At 71.6% G+C, this 17,200-nt stretch carries 18 protein-coding genes; 6 read left to right on the top strand and 12 right to left on the bottom strand.

Translation table 11 applies throughout. The features are described 5' to 3' along the window. Positions 1-2 precede the first annotated feature (2 nt). The 3 genes from ACU6WZ_RS22360 to ACU6WZ_RS22350 form a co-directional block, all read right to left on the bottom strand. On the bottom strand, positions 3-263 hold the full coding sequence (locus ACU6WZ_RS22360) for a (2Fe-2S)-binding protein (RefSeq protein WP_447029938.1): 261 nt from the start codon (positions 261-263) through the stop codon (positions 3-5). Positions 264-430: 167 nt separating this feature from the next. Continuing rightward, a complete protein-coding gene (locus ACU6WZ_RS22355; protein WP_447029937.1) occupies positions 431-1,783 on the bottom strand; it encodes a class II 3-deoxy-7-phosphoheptulonate synthase in 1,353 nt (450 codons plus the stop codon). A gap of 18 nt (positions 1,784-1,801) precedes the next feature. Further along, the gene (locus tag ACU6WZ_RS22350) at positions 1,802-2,722 is read right to left on the bottom strand and encodes a DUF2867 domain-containing protein (RefSeq protein ID WP_447029936.1); all 921 of its coding nucleotides are present in this window, start codon (positions 2,720-2,722) and stop codon (positions 1,802-1,804) included. A 53-nt stretch (positions 2,723-2,775) separates the two neighbouring features. On the opposite strand from ACU6WZ_RS22350, the gene ACU6WZ_RS22345 reads away from it, so the two are divergent. The 3 genes from ACU6WZ_RS22345 (at position 2,776) to ACU6WZ_RS22335 (ending at position 5,504) form a co-directional block, all read left to right on the top strand. Further along, positions 2,776-3,360 carry a TetR/AcrR family transcriptional regulator gene (locus ACU6WZ_RS22345; protein ID WP_447029934.1) on the top strand — a complete coding sequence of 195 codons (585 nt, stop codon included), beginning with the start codon at positions 2,776-2,778 and terminating at the stop codon, positions 3,358-3,360. A 7-nt stretch (positions 3,361-3,367) separates the two neighbouring features. Beyond that, entirely contained in the window at positions 3,368-3,460 is a 93-nt protein-coding gene (locus ACU6WZ_RS22340; RefSeq protein WP_447029932.1) for a trp operon leader peptide, read from the top strand. A gap of 118 nt (positions 3,461-3,578) precedes the next feature. Then, complete coding sequence (locus ACU6WZ_RS22335; protein WP_447029931.1) at positions 3,579-5,504, top strand: anthranilate synthase family protein; 1,926 nt, start codon at positions 3,579-3,581, stop codon at positions 5,502-5,504. Between the two features lie 78 nt (positions 5,505-5,582). On the opposite strand, the gene ACU6WZ_RS22330 is transcribed toward ACU6WZ_RS22335, so the two are convergent. Genes ACU6WZ_RS22330 through ACU6WZ_RS22320 form a run of 3 tightly spaced genes read right to left on the bottom strand, consistent with a single transcriptional unit; the run spans position 5,583 to position 8,294 of the window. Further along, entirely contained in the window at positions 5,583-6,272 is a 690-nt protein-coding gene (locus ACU6WZ_RS22330; protein WP_447029930.1) for a response regulator, read from the bottom strand. Next, complete coding sequence (gene macS / locus ACU6WZ_RS22325; protein ID WP_447029929.1) at positions 6,269-7,507, bottom strand: MacS family sensor histidine kinase; 1,239 nt, start codon at positions 7,505-7,507, stop codon at positions 6,269-6,271. The genes ACU6WZ_RS22330 and macS overlap by 4 nt, the downstream gene beginning before the upstream one ends. Positions 7,508-7,529: 22 nt before the next feature. Continuing rightward, positions 7,530-8,294 (bottom strand): lysophospholipid acyltransferase family protein, encoded by a 765-nt coding sequence (locus tag ACU6WZ_RS22320; RefSeq protein ID WP_447029927.1) that lies wholly within the window; start codon positions 8,292-8,294, stop codon positions 7,530-7,532. Between the two features lie 157 nt (positions 8,295-8,451). Here ACU6WZ_RS22320 and ACU6WZ_RS22315 point away from each other — a divergent pair, with 157 nt between their 5' ends. Together ACU6WZ_RS22315 and ACU6WZ_RS22310 are read left to right on the top strand one after the other, a co-directional pair. Beyond that, on the top strand, positions 8,452-9,231 hold the full coding sequence (locus ACU6WZ_RS22315; RefSeq protein ID WP_447034184.1) for an alpha/beta hydrolase: 780 nt from the start codon (positions 8,452-8,454) through the stop codon (positions 9,229-9,231). Further along, positions 9,224-9,991, top strand: coding sequence for a hypothetical protein (locus ACU6WZ_RS22310; protein WP_447029926.1), 768 nt, complete (start codon positions 9,224-9,226; stop codon positions 9,989-9,991). Before ACU6WZ_RS22315 ends, ACU6WZ_RS22310 begins: the two co-directional genes overlap by 8 nt. Positions 9,992-10,049: 58 nt before the next feature. On the opposite strand, the gene ACU6WZ_RS22305 is transcribed toward ACU6WZ_RS22310, so the two are convergent. The 6 genes from ACU6WZ_RS22305 to ACU6WZ_RS22280 form a co-directional block, all read right to left on the bottom strand. Next, positions 10,050-10,811 (bottom strand): endonuclease/exonuclease/phosphatase family protein, encoded by a 762-nt coding sequence (locus ACU6WZ_RS22305; protein WP_447029925.1) that lies wholly within the window; start codon positions 10,809-10,811, stop codon positions 10,050-10,052. A 90-nt stretch (positions 10,812-10,901) separates the two neighbouring features. Then, positions 10,902-11,843 carry an ROK family glucokinase gene (locus tag ACU6WZ_RS22300; RefSeq protein ID WP_447029924.1) on the bottom strand — a complete coding sequence of 314 codons (942 nt, stop codon included), beginning with the start codon at positions 11,841-11,843 and terminating at the stop codon, positions 10,902-10,904. A 56-nt stretch (positions 11,844-11,899) separates the two neighbouring features. Then, the gene (locus ACU6WZ_RS22295; protein ID WP_447029922.1) at positions 11,900-12,415 is read right to left on the bottom strand and encodes a DUF5304 domain-containing protein; all 516 of its coding nucleotides are present in this window, start codon (positions 12,413-12,415) and stop codon (positions 11,900-11,902) included. An 85-nt stretch (positions 12,416-12,500) separates the two neighbouring features. Then, positions 12,501-13,739 (bottom strand): ArsA family ATPase, encoded by a 1,239-nt coding sequence (locus ACU6WZ_RS22290; protein ID WP_447029921.1) that lies wholly within the window; start codon positions 13,737-13,739, stop codon positions 12,501-12,503. 7 nt (positions 13,740-13,746) lie between these two features. Next, positions 13,747-14,193, bottom strand: a complete 447-nt coding sequence (locus tag ACU6WZ_RS22285; protein ID WP_447029920.1) for an SRPBCC family protein — start codon at positions 14,191-14,193, stop codon at positions 13,747-13,749. 70 nt (positions 14,194-14,263) lie between these two features. Beyond that, positions 14,264-15,025 (bottom strand): metallophosphoesterase family protein, encoded by a 762-nt coding sequence (locus tag ACU6WZ_RS22280; RefSeq protein WP_447029919.1) that lies wholly within the window; start codon positions 15,023-15,025, stop codon positions 14,264-14,266. A gap of 319 nt (positions 15,026-15,344) precedes the next feature. Here ACU6WZ_RS22280 and ACU6WZ_RS22275 point away from each other — a divergent pair, with 319 nt between their 5' ends. Next, positions 15,345-17,141 carry an AMP-dependent synthetase/ligase gene (locus tag ACU6WZ_RS22275; RefSeq protein WP_447029918.1) on the top strand — a complete coding sequence of 599 codons (1,797 nt, stop codon included), beginning with the start codon at positions 15,345-15,347 and terminating at the stop codon, positions 17,139-17,141. Positions 17,142-17,200: the final 59 nt, after the last annotated feature.

Below are 17,200 nucleotides of genomic sequence, written 5' to 3'. Positions count from 1 at the left end.
GCTCAGGCCGCTTCGGGCAGAGCTGTCACGGGGAGAGCTGGCGGGGTGAGCGTCGCGCCGGTGAGCGGCGCCTGGCCCTGTTCGATCAGCACCCGGCGCGGACAAGCGCCGCGGCCGAGCAGCCCCTGGATCGTACGTACGCAGGAGCCGCAGTCCGTCCCCGCCTTGCTGACCGACGCTATCTGACGCGGGGTGCAGGCACCGGCGGCGGCGTGATCCTTGATCTGCTGATCCGTAATGCCGAAGCAAGAGCAGACGAACACGCGGTGCACCTCCTGACGGGGCCGAAGGGGACGACTAATCGGTAAGGTCAACCTAACCTTACCTGCCGCCCCTCGCACGGAAAAGCCCCGGATACGACTGTGGGGCGCGGATCACATTCGATCCGCGCCCCACACCCGGTTCAGCCCTGGGGGCTACCCGCCACCGGCTACTGGTCCCGGTACATCTCAGCGACCAAGAAGGCCAGGTCAAGCGACTGGCTGCGGTTGAGGCGCGGGTCGCAGGCCGTCTCGTAGCGCTGGTGCAGGTCGTCGACGAAGATCTCGTGGCCGCCGCCCACGCACTCCGTGACGTCGTCGCCGGTCAGCTCGACGTGGATGCCGCCCGGGTGCGTACCCAGGGCCTTGTGCACCTCGAAGAAGCCCTTGACCTCGTCGAGCACGTCGTCGAAACGGCGCGTCTTGTGGCCGGACGCGGCCTCGAAGGTGTTGCCGTGCATCGGGTCGCTCACCCACGCCACGGCCGCGCCGGAAGCGGTGACCTTCTCGACCAGCTCGGGCAGCTTGTCGCGGACCTTGTCGGCGCCCATGCGGACGACGAAGGTGAGCCTGCCGGGCTCGCGGTCCGGGTCGAGCTTGTCGACATAGGCCAGCGCCTCGTCGACCGTGGTCGTCGGGCCGAGCTTCACACCGATGGGGTTACGGATCTTCGAGGCGAACTCGATGTGTGCGCCGTCGAGCTGGCGGGTGCGCTCACCGATCCAGACCATGTGGCCCGATACGTCGTACAGGTGGCCCGTACGCGAGTCGATCCTGGTCAGGGCGGACTCGTAGTCCATCAGCAGCGCCTCGTGCGAGGCGTAGAACTCGACCGTGCGGAACTCCGCGGGGTCGGTTCCAGCCGCTTTCATGAAGTTCAGCGCGTTGTCGATCTCGCGGGCGAGCTGTTCGTAACGCTGACCGGACGGCGAGGACTTCACGAAGTCCTGATTCCAGGCGTGCACCTGGCGCAGGTCCGCGTAGCCGCCGGTGGTGAAGGCGCGCACGAGGTTCAGCGTCGAGGAAGACGCGTGGTACATCCGCTTCAACCGCTCGGGGTCCGGGATCCGGGCCTTCTCGGTGAACTCGAAGCCGTTGACGGAGTCGCCGCGGTAGGTCGGCAGGGTGATGCCGTCGCGGGTCTCGGTCGACTTGGAGCGCGGCTTGGAGTATTGGCCGGCAATCCGGCCCACCTTCACCACGGGCACGGAGGCGGCGTACGTCAGCACCGCGCCCATCTGGAGCAGGGTCTTGAGCTTGTTTCGGATCTGGTCGGCCGACACGGCATCGAAGGCCTCGGCGCAGTCGCCGCCCTGCAGCAGGAACGCCTCGCCCTTGGCGACGGCTCCCAGTCGGGCACGCAGCTGGTCGCATTCGCCCGCGAAGACGAGGGGCGGATACGACTCGAGGTCCGCGATCACATCACGCAGAGCCTCGGCATCGGGGTACTCAGGCTGCTGCGCCGCGGGAAGATCTCGCCAGGTGTTGCCACCCTCGGGGGTGGTCTTAGCGTTCACGGTCACCTTCACAACAGTACGGGGTCAGCCCGGCTGTCCATGCTCAGGCTCACCAGGTGAGACGGGTGTGGCGCGCTCCCCCGCGCTCGGCGCGGCCAGCGCCAGCGCCCAGTGTGTGCGGCGCAGCATAGCCCGCGCCATGAACGGGTGCACCCGGCGTACGACGCCCCAGTAGACGCGGCCGCGCAGACCGGCGGCCTTCGCGACAGTGCTGAGTGTGACGTACCGCTCGTCGACCAGGATCGACGCCCGGGCCCGCAGGCCCGCTGTGTCGACGTTCATCAGCAGCTCACCGCCCCCGCGGGCCACCACGGGGAAGGAGTCACGCAGGATCCCCGTCCAGGCCTCCGGGTCGCGTGGCATGCCGGGCAGCAGCTCCATCCGGTACGCGTCCCGGTAGGCGGGCCGGTCGATCGCGTCGCGGATCAGCCGGGCCTGCGGCGGGATCTCGACCGCGGCGGCCCTGGCCCAGGACAGCCGGTGGAGCAGCCGCACCCACGGCGACCAGCGCACCGGGTGCGCGACCCCGCCGGTCGCGGCCCGCTCGAAGTTGTCGAAGACCTCCTCGATGACCGTTCCGTGCGCCGCACGGACAGCGAGCAGCCACTGGAGCCGGGCGGCACCGCGCTGGTCCTGCTCCAGCACATGCCGGACCAGGCAGCGCTCGGGGCCGAGCGGTTCCACCGTCATCTCGTGGAAGCCGTTGTCGGGCGGCGCGAAGGCGAAGCGGACGCGGCGGCCCGGTTCGTACGCCGAGACGCTGTAGCGGACCGGGCCGTGCCCTCCGACCGCGCCCACGCCGAGCGGGCGGTCGAAGCGCATCGGATCCCAGGCCGGGGTCGGGAAGACCGGGTCGTCCTCGGCGGAGAGCCGGTCGAGCAGGGCCCCGACCACCTCCGCGGAAGCCTCGACCGTGCGTTCGTGGACATTCCGTACTGCGGTCACCGCACACACCTCCATACGCTTGCGTATGGTCCACCATACGGTACCGTACGGTCATGGCACAACGGCAGAACGGAAAGGCAGGAAAGGCCCGGCTGAGCGCGCAGGACTGGGCGGACGCGGCCCTCACCGCGATCGGCGAGGGCGGGCTCGCGGCCGTCGCGGTGGAACCGCTCGCCGCCCGGCTCGGCACCACCAAGGGCAGCTTCTACTGGCACTTCACCAACCGGGAGGCCCTCATCGAGGCCGCGCTCGCCCGCTGGGCCGAGACCGAAACCGAAGCGGCCATCACCGAGATCGACACCGAGCCCGACCCCGCATCCCGGATCCGCCGGCTCTTCACCGAGGCCACCACGTCGGCCATCGCCGACCCCCTGGAGGTCTCGCTGCTCGCCACCGCGGCGCACCCGCAGGTCGCCGCGACACTGCGGCGCGTGACCGAGCGCCGCGTCGACTATCTGGCCAAGCTCTTCGCGGATCTCGGCTTCCCCGAGCCGCAGGCGCGCCACCGGGGACTGCTCGCCTACAGCGTCTACCTGGGCCACACGCAGCTGGGACACGCCGCCCCTGGCACGCTCCCCCGGGGTGACGAACTCGGCTCCTATCTCGACGCGGCGCTCGACACGCTGATGCGACGCTGAGACACGCATGACGCCGGTGCCCGGTTCCGCTAGGGTGCGGAGCATGTTCGCGCAGACGACTCAGACCTGGTGGTGGACCGCTCATCCAGCGGCCCACTGACATCGCGCGCAACACGGAATCGCGAAGGCCGCCCGAGGGGCGGCCTTTGGTGTTTCCAGGGGCTGTTCCTCTCCACCCGGACCCACTCGGCCGGACCCACTCGGAAGGAACACCGCCCATGCTCATCAGCGAGCTGCTGGACGACACCCGCCCCTTCGCCCTCCTGCGCAGGCGGACCCCCGGCCATGACCACGACACCGTCGAACTGCTGATCGGCGACGTGCACCGGGCCGCGCGGCTGGCCGACATCCCGGCCGGCGCCGACGGCGTGCCCGTGCTCGCGCTGGTGCCGTTCCGGCAGATCAGGGAGCGCGGGTTCGACGTACGCGACGACGGGACGCCCCTGAGCGTGCTGGTCGCCGCCGAGTCGTACGCGCTGCCGCTCGACGACGTCCTCACGCAGCTGCCGGCCCACGAGGTGCGCGTGGAGGGCGGGGCCTTCGACGTCACGGACGAGGAGTACGCCGCAATCGTGCAGCGGGTCATCGAGGACGAGATCGGGCGCGGCGAGGGTGCGAACTTCGTCATCCGCCGGACCTTCGAGGGCGCTGTGCCGGGGTTCTCACGCGCCGACGCGCTGGCGCTCTTCGGGCGGCTGCTCGCCGGCGAGCGAGGAGCGTACTGGACATTCGTCGTGCACGACGGGGAGCGCACGCTGGTCGGGGCGAGCCCCGAGGTGCATGTGCGGATGAGCGGCGGCACGGTCGTCATGAACCCGATCAGCGGCACATACCGCTACCCCTCGGACGGGCCGAGCACCGAGGGACTGCTGGACTTCCTCGACGACGCGAAGGAGACCGCGGAGCTCTCCATGGTCGTCGACGAAGAGCTCAAGATGATGTGCACCGTCGGGGACAGGGGCGGGGTCGTCGTCGGCCCGCGGCTCAAGGAGATGTCCCATCTCGCGCACACCGAGTACGAGTTGCGGGGCCGCTCCTCCCTCGACGTCCGCGAGGTGCTCAAGGAGACCATGTTCGCGGCGACCGTCACCGGATCGCCGGTGCAGAACGCCTGCCGGGTCATCTCCCGGTACGAGCCCGGTGGCCGCGCCTACTACGCGGGCGCCCTGGCCCTGATCGGGCGCGACGAGGGCGGCGCCACACTGGACTCCCCCATCCTCATCCGGACCGCCGACATCAGCGCGGACGGCCGACTGCGGGTGCCGGTGGGTGCGACGCTGGTGCGCGACTCGGACCCGGACGGCGAGGTCGCCGAGACGCACGCCAAGGCGGCGGGGATCCTGGCGGCCCTGGGGGTGCGTCCCGGCGGGCCCGGCCCCAGCGGCGTACCACCGCGCCTCGCGGACGATCCGCGGGTGCGCGAGGCGCTGGACTCCCGGCGGGCCTCGCTGGCGCCGTTCTGGCTGCGGATGCAGGAGCGTACGCCGACGCTGACCGGGCACGCCCTGGTGATCGACGCCGAGGACACCTTCACGGCGATGCTGGCCCACCTGCTGCGTTCCTCGGGGCTCGATGTGTCCGTACGGCGCTACGACGAGCCGGGGCTGCGTGAAGCCGCACTCACGCACCGGGGGCCAGTGGTCCTGGGCCCCGGGCCAGGCGACCCGGCGGACGCGGGCGACGCGAAGATGCGGTTCCTGCGCGGGCTCGCAGCGGAGCTGCTGCGCGGGCACCGGCATGGGCTGCTCGGGGTCTGTCTCGGGCATGAGCTGCTGGCGGCGGAGCTGGGCCTGGCGACCGTACGCAAGCAGGTTCCTCACCAGGGGGCGCAGACGCGGATCGATCTCTTCGGGCGCCCTGAGACCGTCGGTTTCTACAACAGCTTCGCGGCACGCTGCGACGCGCGGGAGGCAGCGGAACTGGCCGCGCACGGTGTTCGGATCAGCCGCGACCCGGCAACGGACGAAGTGCACGCGTTGCGCGGCCCTGGCTTCGCGGGCATGCAGTTCCACCCGGAGTCGGTCCTGACTCTGCGGGGGACAGCCATCGTCGGCGAGCTGCTGGGTCAGCTCACCGAGGGGGCGGCGGCCGATCGCGTCCCGACTGGAAGCCGGAGGCCAGAGTTTCCGCGGCTCTCTCCCTGAAAAGGGGCGACAGGGGGGCGGGCCGGACAGGGAGATGTACGGCCCGCCCCCCAGCCGCTCAGCACCTGGGGGCCCGGACTACCGTCCGATGTCGTCGAGGCCGCGCTCGATGGCGTACCGGACGAGTTCCACCCGGTTGTGCAGCTGGAGCTTGCCGAGAGTGTTCTGCACATGGTTCTGCACGGTGCGGTGCGAGATCACCAGGCGTTCGGCGATCTGCTTGTACGACAGCCCCTTGGCGACCAGCCGCAGCACCTCGGTCTCGCGGTCGGTGAGCTGCGGCGCCTTCGGTTCGTCGGAGCGGACCGGGGCAGGGCCGTGGGCCAGCCGCCGGTACTCGCCGAGGACCAGGCCGGCCAGGCCCGGCGTGAAGACGGGGTCACCGGCCGCCGTGCGCCGTACCGCGTCGATGAGTTCGTCGGGCCCCGCCGACTTCAGCAGGTAGCCGGTCGCACCGGACTTCACCGCTTCCAGTACGTCGGCGTGCTCGCCGCTCGCGGACAGCACCAGGACCCGCATCGCCGGGTCGGCGCCGACCAGCTCCTTGCAGACCCGGGCGCCGGGCATCCCCGGCAGATTGAGGTCCAGAACGAGGACCTGGGGCGTCACGGCCCGGGCCCGGCGCACCGCCTGCGGGCCGTCGCCGGCCGTGGCGACCACGTCGAAGCCCGCGGCGGCGAGGTCGCGGGCGACCGCGTCCCGCCACATCGGGTGGTCATCGACCACCATTACTCGGATGGCCTGCGCATCCGGCTGCTCTTCGCTCATCGTGCCTGTCCTGCCTTCCCCCGCGGAACCTTCAGTTCGACTTCTGTGCCCTGCCCCGGAACCGAGATCAGCTCGGCCGTGCCGCCGATGTCCCGCAGCCGCCCGCGGATGGACAGCGCGACGCCGAGCCGCCCCTCGCCCTCCGCCTGGGCGAGCCGTCCGTCCGGAATGCCGGGACCGTCGTCACGGACCGTCACCACGACCTCCTGCGGCCAGTCCTCGACCAGAATCCAGGCCTGGGCGTCCTCGCCGGCGTGCCTGCGGACATTGTCCATGGCGGCACCGACAGCCGCCGCCAGCTCCCCGGCCGCGGCCCGCTCCAGCAGGACCGGGGCCCCGGGTTCGGCGAGGCTGACCTTCGATCCGGCATGCACGGCAAGCAGCGAGCGCAGGTCGCAGCGGTCCCCGTCCCCGAGGTGTACACCGGCGTCGTCCACCTCGACCTCGACCGCCCGGACGACCGCGCCCAGCGCCGCGTCCCGCGAGACGCGCGTGGCCGGAACCAGGCCACTGGAGACCAGGGTGCGCAACGCCACTTCCTGCTCCCCGGCCATCCTGCCGAGCTCCGCCGCCTCGCCGCCGAGCGAGGTGCCGCGGCGCTGCACCATGGCGAGGACCTGCAGGACGCTGTCGTGGATGTCGCGGGCCAGGCGTTCGCGTTCGCGGGTCGCCGCCTCGATCTCCAGGGCCCGGGCGAGTGTGCGCTCGGAGGCGCGGGCGACCTCGACGACGTAGCCGATGGCGATGGAGGCGACCCACACCAGCAGGACGTTGTGGAAGGTGTCCCGGCTGGGGCTGCCGCGCTCGATGATGTTGGCGACGGCGACGAAGGAGGACGCGAACGCCGCCCAGCGCCAGCCGCCCTTGATCGCGAACGCCAGGACGGAACCGGCGGTCCATATCGTCGGCAGCGTCGGACCGTCGATCTGCTGGGCCTGGAAGTCGGCGAGCGGGGTGAGCAGGATGCCGGTGAGGGCGAGGGTAAGGTCGGCGACGAGGAACCGCCGGGTGCAGCTCGCGGCGTTCGCCACCTTGGGGAGCGTGACGAGGGTCCACACCGACATCACCGCGAGGAAGACGATGGCCACCCACGGGCGCTCGAACGTCTCCCGGGTGAAGGCGAAGAGGAGCACCGCGTAGAGCATCGTCATGATGCGGTAGCCGGTCAGCGCACGCCACAGCGGCTGCTCGACCGACATCCGCACGACCCGCTCGCTCCGCGCCTTCGCCATCATCCCCACCCCTGGACGGACTCCGTTACGCCCGAGAACGTTCCGCCGCGGCCTTCACCGCTTTGACCTTGTCGGCCTTGGCCTTGTCCGCCTTGGCCGCCTTCTCGGCGTCGGCTATCTGGCGCTTGGCCGCCGTGGCGTAGATGTCGACGTACTCCTGGCCGGAGAGCTTCATGATCTCGTACATGACCTCGTCGGTCACCGACCGGAGAATGAACCGGTCGCCGTCCATGCCGTGATAGCGGCTGAAGTCCAGCGGCTTGCCGATCCTGATCCCCGGGCGCATCAGCTTGGGTACGACCTTGCCGGGCGGCTGGATTTTCTCCGTGTCGATCATGGCGACCGGGATCACGGGGGCTCCGGTGGCCAGTGCCACCCGGGCGAGGCCGCCGGGCTTGCCCCGGTAGAGGCGGCCGTCGGGCGAGCGGGTGCCCTCCGGGTAGATGCCGAAGAGGCCACCGCCCTCGATGACCTGGATGCCGGCCCTGATCGCGGCCTCACCCGCGCCACGTCCGCCCGAGCGGTCCACGGGGAGCTGGCCGACGCCCTTGAAGAAGGCGGCGGTGAGCTTTCCCTTGACGCCCGGCGTGGTGAAGTACTCGGCCTTGGCGATGAAGGTGACCTTGCGGTCGAGGACCGCGGGCAGGAAGAAGGAGTCCGAGAACGACAGATGGTTGCTCGCGAGGATCGCCGGCCCCTCGGCGGGAATGTTCTCGAGGCCCTCCACTGTGGGCCTGAAGGCGACCTTCAGGGACCCGCCGATGGAGAACTTCATTGCGCCGTAGATCAACCGAATGCCTTCCCTTGTGCGTTGAACAGACCATAACCCGCGCCCGGTCTGCCCTCCTGCGCACTGGCCGGCCGACGGATCTGGTCGGTGTCAGTCCGGTCGCGTACGGTGAAGTACATCTGACTGATGACTCATGACTCATGAACAGGAGACCCCGGTGCCGGTCCTCCCTGGAGCCGAGCCGTTCCGCCACGAGGGCGGGGAGGTCGGCGTCCTCCTCTGTCACGGCTTCACCGGTTCCCCGCAGTCGATGCGCCCCTGGGCCGATCATCTGGCCGAGCGCGGGCTGACGGTGTCCCTGCCGCTGCTGCCCGGGCACGGCACCCGCTGGGAGGACATGCAGCTCACGGGCTGGCAGGACTGGTACGCCGAGGTCGACCGCGAGCTGCGGGTCCTCGCCGAGCAGTGCGGCCAGGTCTTCGTCTTCGGGCTCTCGATGGGCGGCGCGCTGGCGCTGCGCCTGGCCGCGAAGCACGGGGACGCGATCACGGGTGTCGCCGTGGTCAACCCGGCGAACAAGGTGCACGGCCTCTCCGCGTACGCGCTGCCGGTGGCCCGCCATCTCGTCCGTACGACGAAGGGGCTGCGCAGCGACATCGCCAAGGCGGGCGCGGAGGAGGTCGGATACGACCGGGTCCCGCTGCACGCCGCCCACTCCGTGCGGAACTTCTTCCGGCTCGTCGACTCCGAGCTGCCGCAGGTGACACAGCCGCTGCTGCTGCTGCACAGCCCGCAGGATCACGTGGTGCCGCCGGCCGACTCGGCCCGGATCCTCGGCCGGGTCTCCTCGACGGACGTCACCGAGACACTGCTGGAACAGAGCTACCACGTCGCGACGTTGGACCATGACGCGGAGCGGATCTTCGACGACAGTTATGCGTTCATCGGCCGCCTCGCTCCGAGTGTCGGTAAGAAGGGGAGCACGACCGGTGGCTGAGCACGACGCGGAGCCTGCGGGCCGCGAGGACGAGCGGGAGCCGGACGAGGGTGCGGTCACCCCGGCTGCGGCCGGGGGCACGCCTGCCGCGGGCACGCCTGCCGCGGGCACGCCTGCCGCGGGCACCCCGGCCGGGGAGTCCGCCTCGGTGGACGAGGACGCGGCGTGGGCCGCGATCGTCGCGGGGTACGGCGCCGAGCCGCCGGACCCGCCGGGCGCGAAGCCGTTCAAGTCGATCGAGGACCTGACGCTGCTGGAGGGCGAGCGCAACGGGACGGGCACGGACCGTCCGAAGAAGTCCTTGAGGAAGGACCCGGCCGAGGCCGGTGCCGACCCCGGTGCGGGAGCCGATGCCGGTGCGGGAGCCGGGGCCGGGGGCGACCGGGACGACGCCGAGCCGGCGTCGTCGCTCGGCAGCTCCGTAGTGTTCGCGCCGGGTGTCGGCGGCCCGCGCAACTACTCGCTGGCCGAGCCGGGCGACGACGACCTGGAAGACGGCGACGAGGGCGACGAGGGCCACTTCGTCCCGCCGGAGCCGCCGCCGCTGCCGCCCGCCGACACAACGGCCAAGTTCGCGTGGCTCGCGGTCATAGGCGGTCCGCTGTTGCTGCTCATCGCCATGCTGCTCCAGTGGGACATGACCTGGTGGCTCACGACGCTGGGCGTCGGCGGGTTCCTCGGCGGGTTCGCCACGCTGGTGGGGCGGATGGCGCACGACGACGACGAGGACGACGACCCCGGCCGCGGCGCGGTCGTATAGGCCGGCCCCCGGACGCCCGCCGGGCGTTCGAGGAGCAGGTCCGGGGGCAGAGTCCCGGCTACGCCGCCGGTACCCGCAGCGCCGCCAGCACCGGGAGGTGGTCCGTCGCCGCCCTCACGTCGGCGTCCGGGAGCCCCAACGGCACTCCGCAGCCCAGTACTTCGATACCCGGCGTCGCGAAGACCGCGTCGATCCGCTGATGGGGGTCGCCCGGCGTCGACGTGTGCTCGCCGCCCCACGGCTTCACCGCCCAGCAGTCCTGCAGCTCCCCCGCCAGCCGGCGAAACGTCCGCCCCTGAGGACGCTCGTTGAGGTCGCCCCCCGCGATCGCGTGCGGCACCCCCATCGCGCTCAGCCGCTCCAGCAGCAGCCCGCCCTGTGCGTACCGTTCGTCACGCTGAAGGCTGAGGTGAGCGCTCACCACGCCGAGCCGCACACCCCCGATCCGTACCACCGCCGTCGCGAACCCCCGCTGGTGCAGCCCGGGCGTGCGCGGAAGCAGCACGTCCTGGGTACGCTCCACCGTCGCCCGCAGCGAGCACAGCAGCAGCGGCCCCGAAGCGGTGGCGCCGCCGCCGAGCACCACCAGGCCGGTGCGGGCCGCGAGCCACGCCGCCCGCTTGCGCCAGCGGAAGAAGCGCGGCGCCTCCTGGACCAGTACCAGGTCGGGTGCGCACGCGCTGATGACCCGGGCCAGCGCCTCGCGGTCGTCGCGCATCGAGCGGATGTTGTAGCTGAGGACGCGGATCACGGCCGAACCGTCCGGCTCGGTACGGGAGTCGGGCAGCGTACTCGTCGGACCAGTCGAACTCGTCGCCATGCGGATCAAGATACGGAAATGCCCGCCGCACCCCAAGAGGGCGCAGCGGGCACCACCGCGCTGTCGGATCCGCGCCGGCGGATCCGGTCGTCAGCCTTGGCGGGCCAGGTCCGCCGCGCCGACCAGGCCGGCCTCGCCGCCCAGTTGCGCCGCGAGCACCTGCGCGTGCGGACGCCACTGGCCGCCGATCAGCCAGCGCCGGAAGGACTTGCGGATCGGGTCGAGCACCAGCTCGCCTTCGTCGGAGACCCCGCCGCCGACGATGAACGCCGACGGGTCGAACAGCGACGCCAGGTCGGCGAGGCCCGCGCCCGCCCAGCGGGCCAGCTCCCGGAAGGAGTCGACGGCCACCGGACAGCCCTGGCGGGCGGCCGCGCTGATGTGCTTGCCCTCGATGCCCTCGACCGTGCCGTCGCCCAGGGCGAGCAGGATCCCGGCGTTCTCGGGGGTGGCGTTGGCGCGCTGCTTGGCGTACCTGACGAGGGCCCGTCCGGACGCGTACTGCTCCCAGCAGCCCTGGCTTCCGCAGCCGCACAGCAGACCGTCCGGCACGACCCGGATGTGGCCGAACTCGGCGGCGACGCCGAAGCGTCCGCGGCGCAGCTTGTTGCCGATGATGATGCCGCCGCCGAGGCCGGTGCCCAGGGTGATGCAGATGACGTCCTCGTGGCCCTTGCCCGCGCCGAACCTGTACTCGCCCCAGGCCGCCGCGTTCGCGTCGTTCTCGACGACCACGGGCATGCCGACCCGCTGCTCGACCTTGTCCTTCAGCGGCTCGTGCCGCCAGTGGATGTTCGGCGCGAAGAGGACGGTGGCGCGCTTGTCGTCGACGTAACCCGCGGCACCGATGCCGACGGCCTCGATGTCGTGCCCCTTGCCGGCCTCGGACACCGTGGAGCAGATGGCGTCGACGATGCCTTCGGCGGTCGGCGGCGTGGGCACCTTGTGCGTGTCGAGAATGGTGCCCTCTTCGTCGACCACGCCTGCCGCGATCTTCGTGCCGCCGATGTCGACGCCGATGGTGAGTCCCATGTGTCCCTCAGTTTTCGGTCGAGCCCCGCTAGGGGCAACCGTACCCGAGGGTGGGGTCAGTCAAGGTCGATCTGCTCGCCCGCGGACGGGCCCTCGGGGCCGTCGTCCCGCTTGGCGTCACCGGTCGGCACACCGCCGGTGGGCGACGAGTCGCGGGTCCAGCCGCCTTCCTGGCGCTGCACGGCGGAGCGGTACGCGGCCAGCAGCTCGCCGCCCGCGGCGGCCAGGTGGTCGAAGACGTCCGGATTGCGCTCGATGACCGGCTCGACGGCTGCCTTCGCCTGGTTGATGAACTGGCTGACGGCGCCCTGCGCGGCCGTGCCGGGCAGCGACGACTGGAGGGAGGAGACCTTGTCGGCGACGGCGTCGACGAGCTTGCGCAGCTCATCGGCGGCGGACCCCGGCTGCGCCCCGGCGCCGGCGCGACGGCGCGCCTTCTCGGCGGCGAGGTCCTCGGCGCACGCCTTCGCCCAGGCATCGGCCTCGGGCTCGGCGGCCCGGGGCCGGACGCCCTCGGGCCCGGCGGGCTCGGGCTGCGGCTCAGGTGCGGGACGCTCGGTGGCATCGCTCATGGCGGACACTCCTGCGGCAGGGCGGGCGGTTCGTACGGTACGTACGTCCCGTACCTCCGACGTTACCCGAACGGTGGCAGGAGGTTCATCGTGCTTGCGGCCAGAGCCGGGGATCGGGACCGAATCGCACCCGCAGCACCCCGTCCGCCAGGCCGGCGCCCGAGACCTCGCAGCGGCGCAGGGCGGACGGCAGGGGCAGGATCCGGCGGAACGCGCCCACGTCGACGACGAGTTCGTCGCCGCGCCGGACCAGGCCGAGGTCTTCCTTGCGGGCGCCGGGCAGCGGAAGGTGCCAGACGAGGACCCCGTCCTCGGCCAGCCGGTCCTCGACGGGCCACGGCCGGGCCTCAGGTCTCGGCCCGGCCTCGGCGGCCGGGGCGGCAGGGGCTTGCAGGCCCTCCGGGCCCGCCAGCTCGGCGAGATCCTCCAGGCCGCGCGGATCACGGCCCAGGTGACGCACCTCGCGGACCGGCGCCGCCGGCTGCCAGGCGTCGTGCCACTCGGCGAGGCTCTTGTGCTGCTGTCCCGCGAGCGTGGCCAGCCAGGTGTCCGGGGAGTCGGGCGGCAGGACCCGGTTCGCCGTCACCGTCTCGACGGTGAGGCCGAAGAGGGCCAGTGCGCTGCGGGCCGTACGCAGAGCATCGGTGCCCGCCGGCCCCGGCTCGGCGACCAGTCGCACCGTCGTGCCGGGGTCGGCGAGCAGCCCCTGGACGGCGGCCAGTTCCGTTTCGCGGCGGGCCGCGGCCTCGTACAGCCACTGCGCGGGCATGGGGACACCGGCGAGCTGGGCGAGCACGGGCCGCAGCGCGCGGGCGGCCTGGCGCTCGGGCGGCAGGAGCCGGCGCAGGTAGCGGCGCAGCTGTTCGGGAAGGGCGAGGGTGGCCAGGGCCGAGTTCAACGGTGGCAGGTCGACGACGAGAAGGTCGTACGCTCCCCGGTCGGCGCCGTCGGGGCCGAAGGCCCGCAGGGCGTGCAGCAGCGCGAACTGTTCGCTGCCCGGCAGCTCTGTCAGCTCCCCGCCGTCCAGACGGTTCGCGCCGAGCAGGTCGAGCGCGGTCCCCGCCCGTTCCTGGAGCGCCAGCAGTTCCCGTCGGAACTGGGCGCCCGAGTCGGTCCTGGCCGCCCAGAGCCCCGGCGCGGCCTCGGCCGGCGCGGATCCGGTGCGTATGCCGAGGGCCGCGCCCAGGGTGTCCACCGGGTCGGCGGACAGCACCAGTACGCGGCGCCCGGCCCGCGCGGCGGCCACGGCGGTCGCGGCGGCGACCGTGGTGCGGCCGGCGCCGCCGGGGCCGGTGACCAGGAGGGTTCGCTGGGCCGTGGGCATCAGGACATCAGGCTTTCGGTGCGCTCTCGACGCGCTTCTTCAGACCGGCCAGGGCCCGGTCGATGATGACCTTCTCGGCCTTGCGCTTGATCATGCCCAGCATCGGGATCTTGACGTCGACCGTCAGCCGGTACGTGACCTCCGTGCGGTCAGGACCGACCGGGGCGAGGCTGTACGAGCCGTCGATCGCGCGCAGCATCTGCGACTTGACCAGCGTCCAGCTGACCTCGCGGGCTCCGGTCCAGGTGTACGCGAGGGTGTGGTCGTCCTTGATCGCGCCGGCATCCAGCAGCAGGCGTACCTGCTCGGCACGGCCCTGGGCGTCGGTGCCGAGGACCTCCGCCTCCTTCACCTCGCCGGTCCACTCGGGGTAGCGGGCGAAGTCGGCGATCACGCCCATCACGTCGGCCGGTGTCGCCTCGATCATGATGCTCGAGCTGGTGTGTTCCGCCATCACTGTGGCTCCTCCAGTGCGGTTCCGGTCAGGGGCATGTGCCGCGTGCAGGCTATCGCGCCCCGTCAGGTCACCACTCCAGGGCCCAGGGGCGGCCGGTGGCCGCGAAATGGCCGACGTTCACGCATTCGGTGGCGCCGACGCGCATGCGCTGGACCTGCGGTTGGTGCACGTGGCCGAAGAGGGCGTACCGGGGGCGGGTGCGGCGGATCGCGTCGAGCAGCGCCCGGCTGCCGCGCTCGAACCGGCGGGCCACGGTGTCGTACACCAGCTCGGGAACCTCGGGCGGAATGTGCGAGCAGAGCACGTCGACCTCGCCCAAAGCCTCGACCTTGGCGGCGTACTCCTCGTCGTCGATCTCGTACGGCGTGCGCATCGGGGTCCGCAGGCCGCCGCCGACGAAGCCGAAGACACGGCCGCCGATCTCGACGCGCTCGCCGTCGAGGACGGTGGTGCCCGGGCGGGCGTATTCGGGCCACAGCGGCGGCATGTCGACGTTGCCGTAGGTGGCGTACGTCGGTGTGGGGAAGGCCGCGAAGAGTTCGGCGTACTGCTTGCGTACCGCCGCCTCGGTGGCGCCGGCCCGGTCGACGCCGGCCCACAGCCTGCGGCCCAGCTCGCGCGCCTCCTCGAAGCGGCGCGCGGTGCGCAGCTCGACGATCAGGTCCGCGTTCGCGGTGCCGAACAGGTCGGGGAAGATGCCGCGTGAGTGGTCGGCGTAGTCGAGGAAGAGGACCAGGTCACCGAGGCAGACGAGGGCGTCCGCGCCGTCGCCCGCCCGGGCCAGGTCTCTGGCGTTGCCGTGTACGTCGCTGACCACATGCACTCGCATGACGATCACACTAGGACGCCCGCGTTCCTCTGAGGTAGAGGGGCCCTTCCCGGGCAAAGCTTGCCGGGAGGGGCACTAGAGGTGGCCGGACCTGCGGTAACTTCCGTGTCGCCGCAGGGGTGGACTAGTCTGCGCGAAGCACCGTCACCTCGTGTGATGCAGCAGACATCTGGCCGGACCCCCCTATCGGGAACCGACTACTGGTGGGTAACGTCCGGGCAGTCCAAACGTGCTCACCCCACTGAGCACCTGCCCGGTCTTGGACCGCAGCCGACGTGCACACCGACGTGGCGCCGGCGCCCGATGAGGAGCAGCAGTCTTGCGCGAGTTCAGCCTTCCGGCCCTGTACGAGGTCCCCTCGGACGGCAACCTGACAGATCTCATCCGCCGCAACGCCACGCAGCACCCCGATGTGGCGGTGATGAGCCGCAAGGTCGGGGGCACCTGGACTGATGTCACCGCGACCGAGTTCCTCGCCGAGGTCCGGGCCGCCGCCAAGGGCCTGATCGCGGCCGGCGTCCAGCCGGGCGACCGGGTCGCCCTGATGTCCCGTACCCGCTACGAGTGGGTGCAGATGGATTTCGCGATCTGGAGCGCCGGGGCGGTGACCGTGCCGGTGTACGAGACCAGCTCCGCCGAGCAGGTGCAGTGGATCCTGGGCGACTCCGGCGCGGTCGCCGTGATCGTCGAGAGCGAGGCGCACGCCGCCGCGGTGGCGTCCGTGCGCGACGGGCTGCCGGCCCTGCAGCACGTCTGGGAGATCGACCGGGGCGCGGTGGAGGATCTGCGTACCTCCGGCGCCGAGATCACGGACGGGACGGTCGACGAGCGCAGCGCGAGCGCCAAGGCCGACGACCCGGCGACCATCGTCTACACGTCGGGCACCACGGGCCGCCCCAAGGGCTGTGTGCTGAGCCACCGCAGTTTCTTCGCGGAGTGCGGCAACGCGGTGGAGCGCCTGAAGCCCCTGTTCCGTACCGGCGAGTGCTCGGTGCTGCTCTTCCTGCCCGCCGCGCACGTCTTCGGGCGGCTCGTCGAGGTGGCAGCGGTGATGGCGCCGATCAAGCTCGGCTGCGTACCGGACATCAAGAACCTCACCGACGAACTGGCCTCCTTCCGGCCGACGTTGATCCTCGGTGTGCCGCGCGTCTTCGAGAAGGTCTACAACTCTGCGCGGGCCAAGGCGCAGGCCGACGGCAAGGGCAAGATCTTCGACAGGGCCGCGGACACCGCGATCGCCTACAGCCGGGCGATCGGCACCCCCCAGGGCCCGGGTCTCGGGCTCAAGCTCAAGCACAGGCTGTTCGACAAGCTGGTCTACAGCAAGCTGCGCGCGGTGCTCGGCGGCCGCGGCGAGTACGCGATCTCCGGCGGCGCTCCGCTGGGCGAGCGCCTCGGCCACTTCTTCCGCGGCATCGGCTTCACGGTCCTGGAGGGGTACGGGCTGACGGAGTCGTGCGCGGCGACCGCGTTCAACCCGTGGGACCGACAGAAGATCGGTACGGTCGGCCAGCCGCTGCCCGGCTCAGTCGTGCGGATAGCCGACGACGGTGAGGTGCTGCTGCACGGCGAGCATCTGTTCTCGGGGTACTGGAACAACGAGTCGGCCACCGCCGAGGCGCTGACCGACGGCTGGTTCCACACCGGTGACATCGGCACGCTCGACGAGGACGGCTACCTCGCGATCACCGGCCGCAAGAAGGAGATCATCGTCACGGCGGGCGGCAAGAACGTCGCCCCGGCGGTGATCGAGGACCGCATCCGGGCGCACGCGCTGGTCGCGGAGTGCATGGTGGTGGGCGACGGGCGGCCGTTCGTCGGCGCGCTGATCACCCTCGACGATGAGTTCCTGGCCCGCTGGGCGGCCGAGAACGGCAAGCCGGCCGGTTCGACGGCGGCGGCGCTGCGGGAGGACCCGGAGCTGCTCGCGGTCGTCCAGCAGGCGGTGAACGACGGCAACGCGGCGGTGTCGAAGGCGGAGTCGGTGCGCAAGTTCCGTGTCCTGGCGACCCAGTTCACCGAGGAGGCCGGTCACATCACGCCGTCGCTGAAGCTCAAGCGCAACGTCGTGGCGAAGGACTTCGCCGACGAGGTCGAGGCGATCTACCGAGGCTGACCGGGCCCGTTGCGGCGTACACCGGTGCGGCGCGGGTGCGGCGCGGCTCCACCGGTGTA

It is taken from the genome of Streptomyces hypolithicus (assembly GCF_052934925.1).
Note: the sequence above shows the minus strand (reverse complement) of the source record. Positions and strands in the feature narration are given on the sequence as shown.

Bases quoted from the DNA above. Each gene is read 5' to 3' on its own strand.
- ACU6WZ_RS22305 (WP_447029925.1), bottom strand. From the start codon at position 10,811: ATGGCGACGAGTTCGACTGGTCCGACGAGTACGCTGCCCGACTCCCGT.
- ACU6WZ_RS22340 (WP_447029932.1), top strand. From the start codon at position 3,368: ATGACGCCGGTGCCCGGTTCCGCTAGGGTGCGGAGCATGTTCGCGCAG.
- ACU6WZ_RS22330 (WP_447029930.1), bottom strand. From the start codon at position 6,272: ATGAGCGAAGAGCAGCCGGATGCGCAGGCCATCCGAGTAATGGTGGTC.
- ACU6WZ_RS22280 (WP_447029919.1), bottom strand. From the start codon at position 15,025: ATGCGAGTGCATGTGGTCAGCGACGTACACGGCAACGCCAGAGACCTG.
- ACU6WZ_RS22335 (WP_447029931.1), top strand. From the start codon at position 3,579: ATGCTCATCAGCGAGCTGCTGGACGACACCCGCCCCTTCGCCCTCCTG.
- ACU6WZ_RS22300 (WP_447029924.1), bottom strand. From the start codon at position 11,843: ATGGGACTCACCATCGGCGTCGACATCGGCGGCACGAAGATCGCGGCA.
- ACU6WZ_RS22345 (WP_447029934.1), top strand. From the start codon at position 2,776: ATGGCACAACGGCAGAACGGAAAGGCAGGAAAGGCCCGGCTGAGCGCG.
- macS (WP_447029929.1), bottom strand. From the start codon at position 7,507: ATGATGGCGAAGGCGCGGAGCGAGCGGGTCGTGCGGATGTCGGTCGAG.
- ACU6WZ_RS22285 (WP_447029920.1), bottom strand. From the start codon at position 14,193: ATGGCGGAACACACCAGCTCGAGCATCATGATCGAGGCGACACCGGCC.
- ACU6WZ_RS22295 (WP_447029922.1), bottom strand. From the start codon at position 12,415: ATGAGCGATGCCACCGAGCGTCCCGCACCTGAGCCGCAGCCCGAGCCC.
- ACU6WZ_RS22290 (WP_447029921.1), bottom strand. From the start codon at position 13,739: ATGCCCACGGCCCAGCGAACCCTCCTGGTCACCGGCCCCGGCGGCGCC.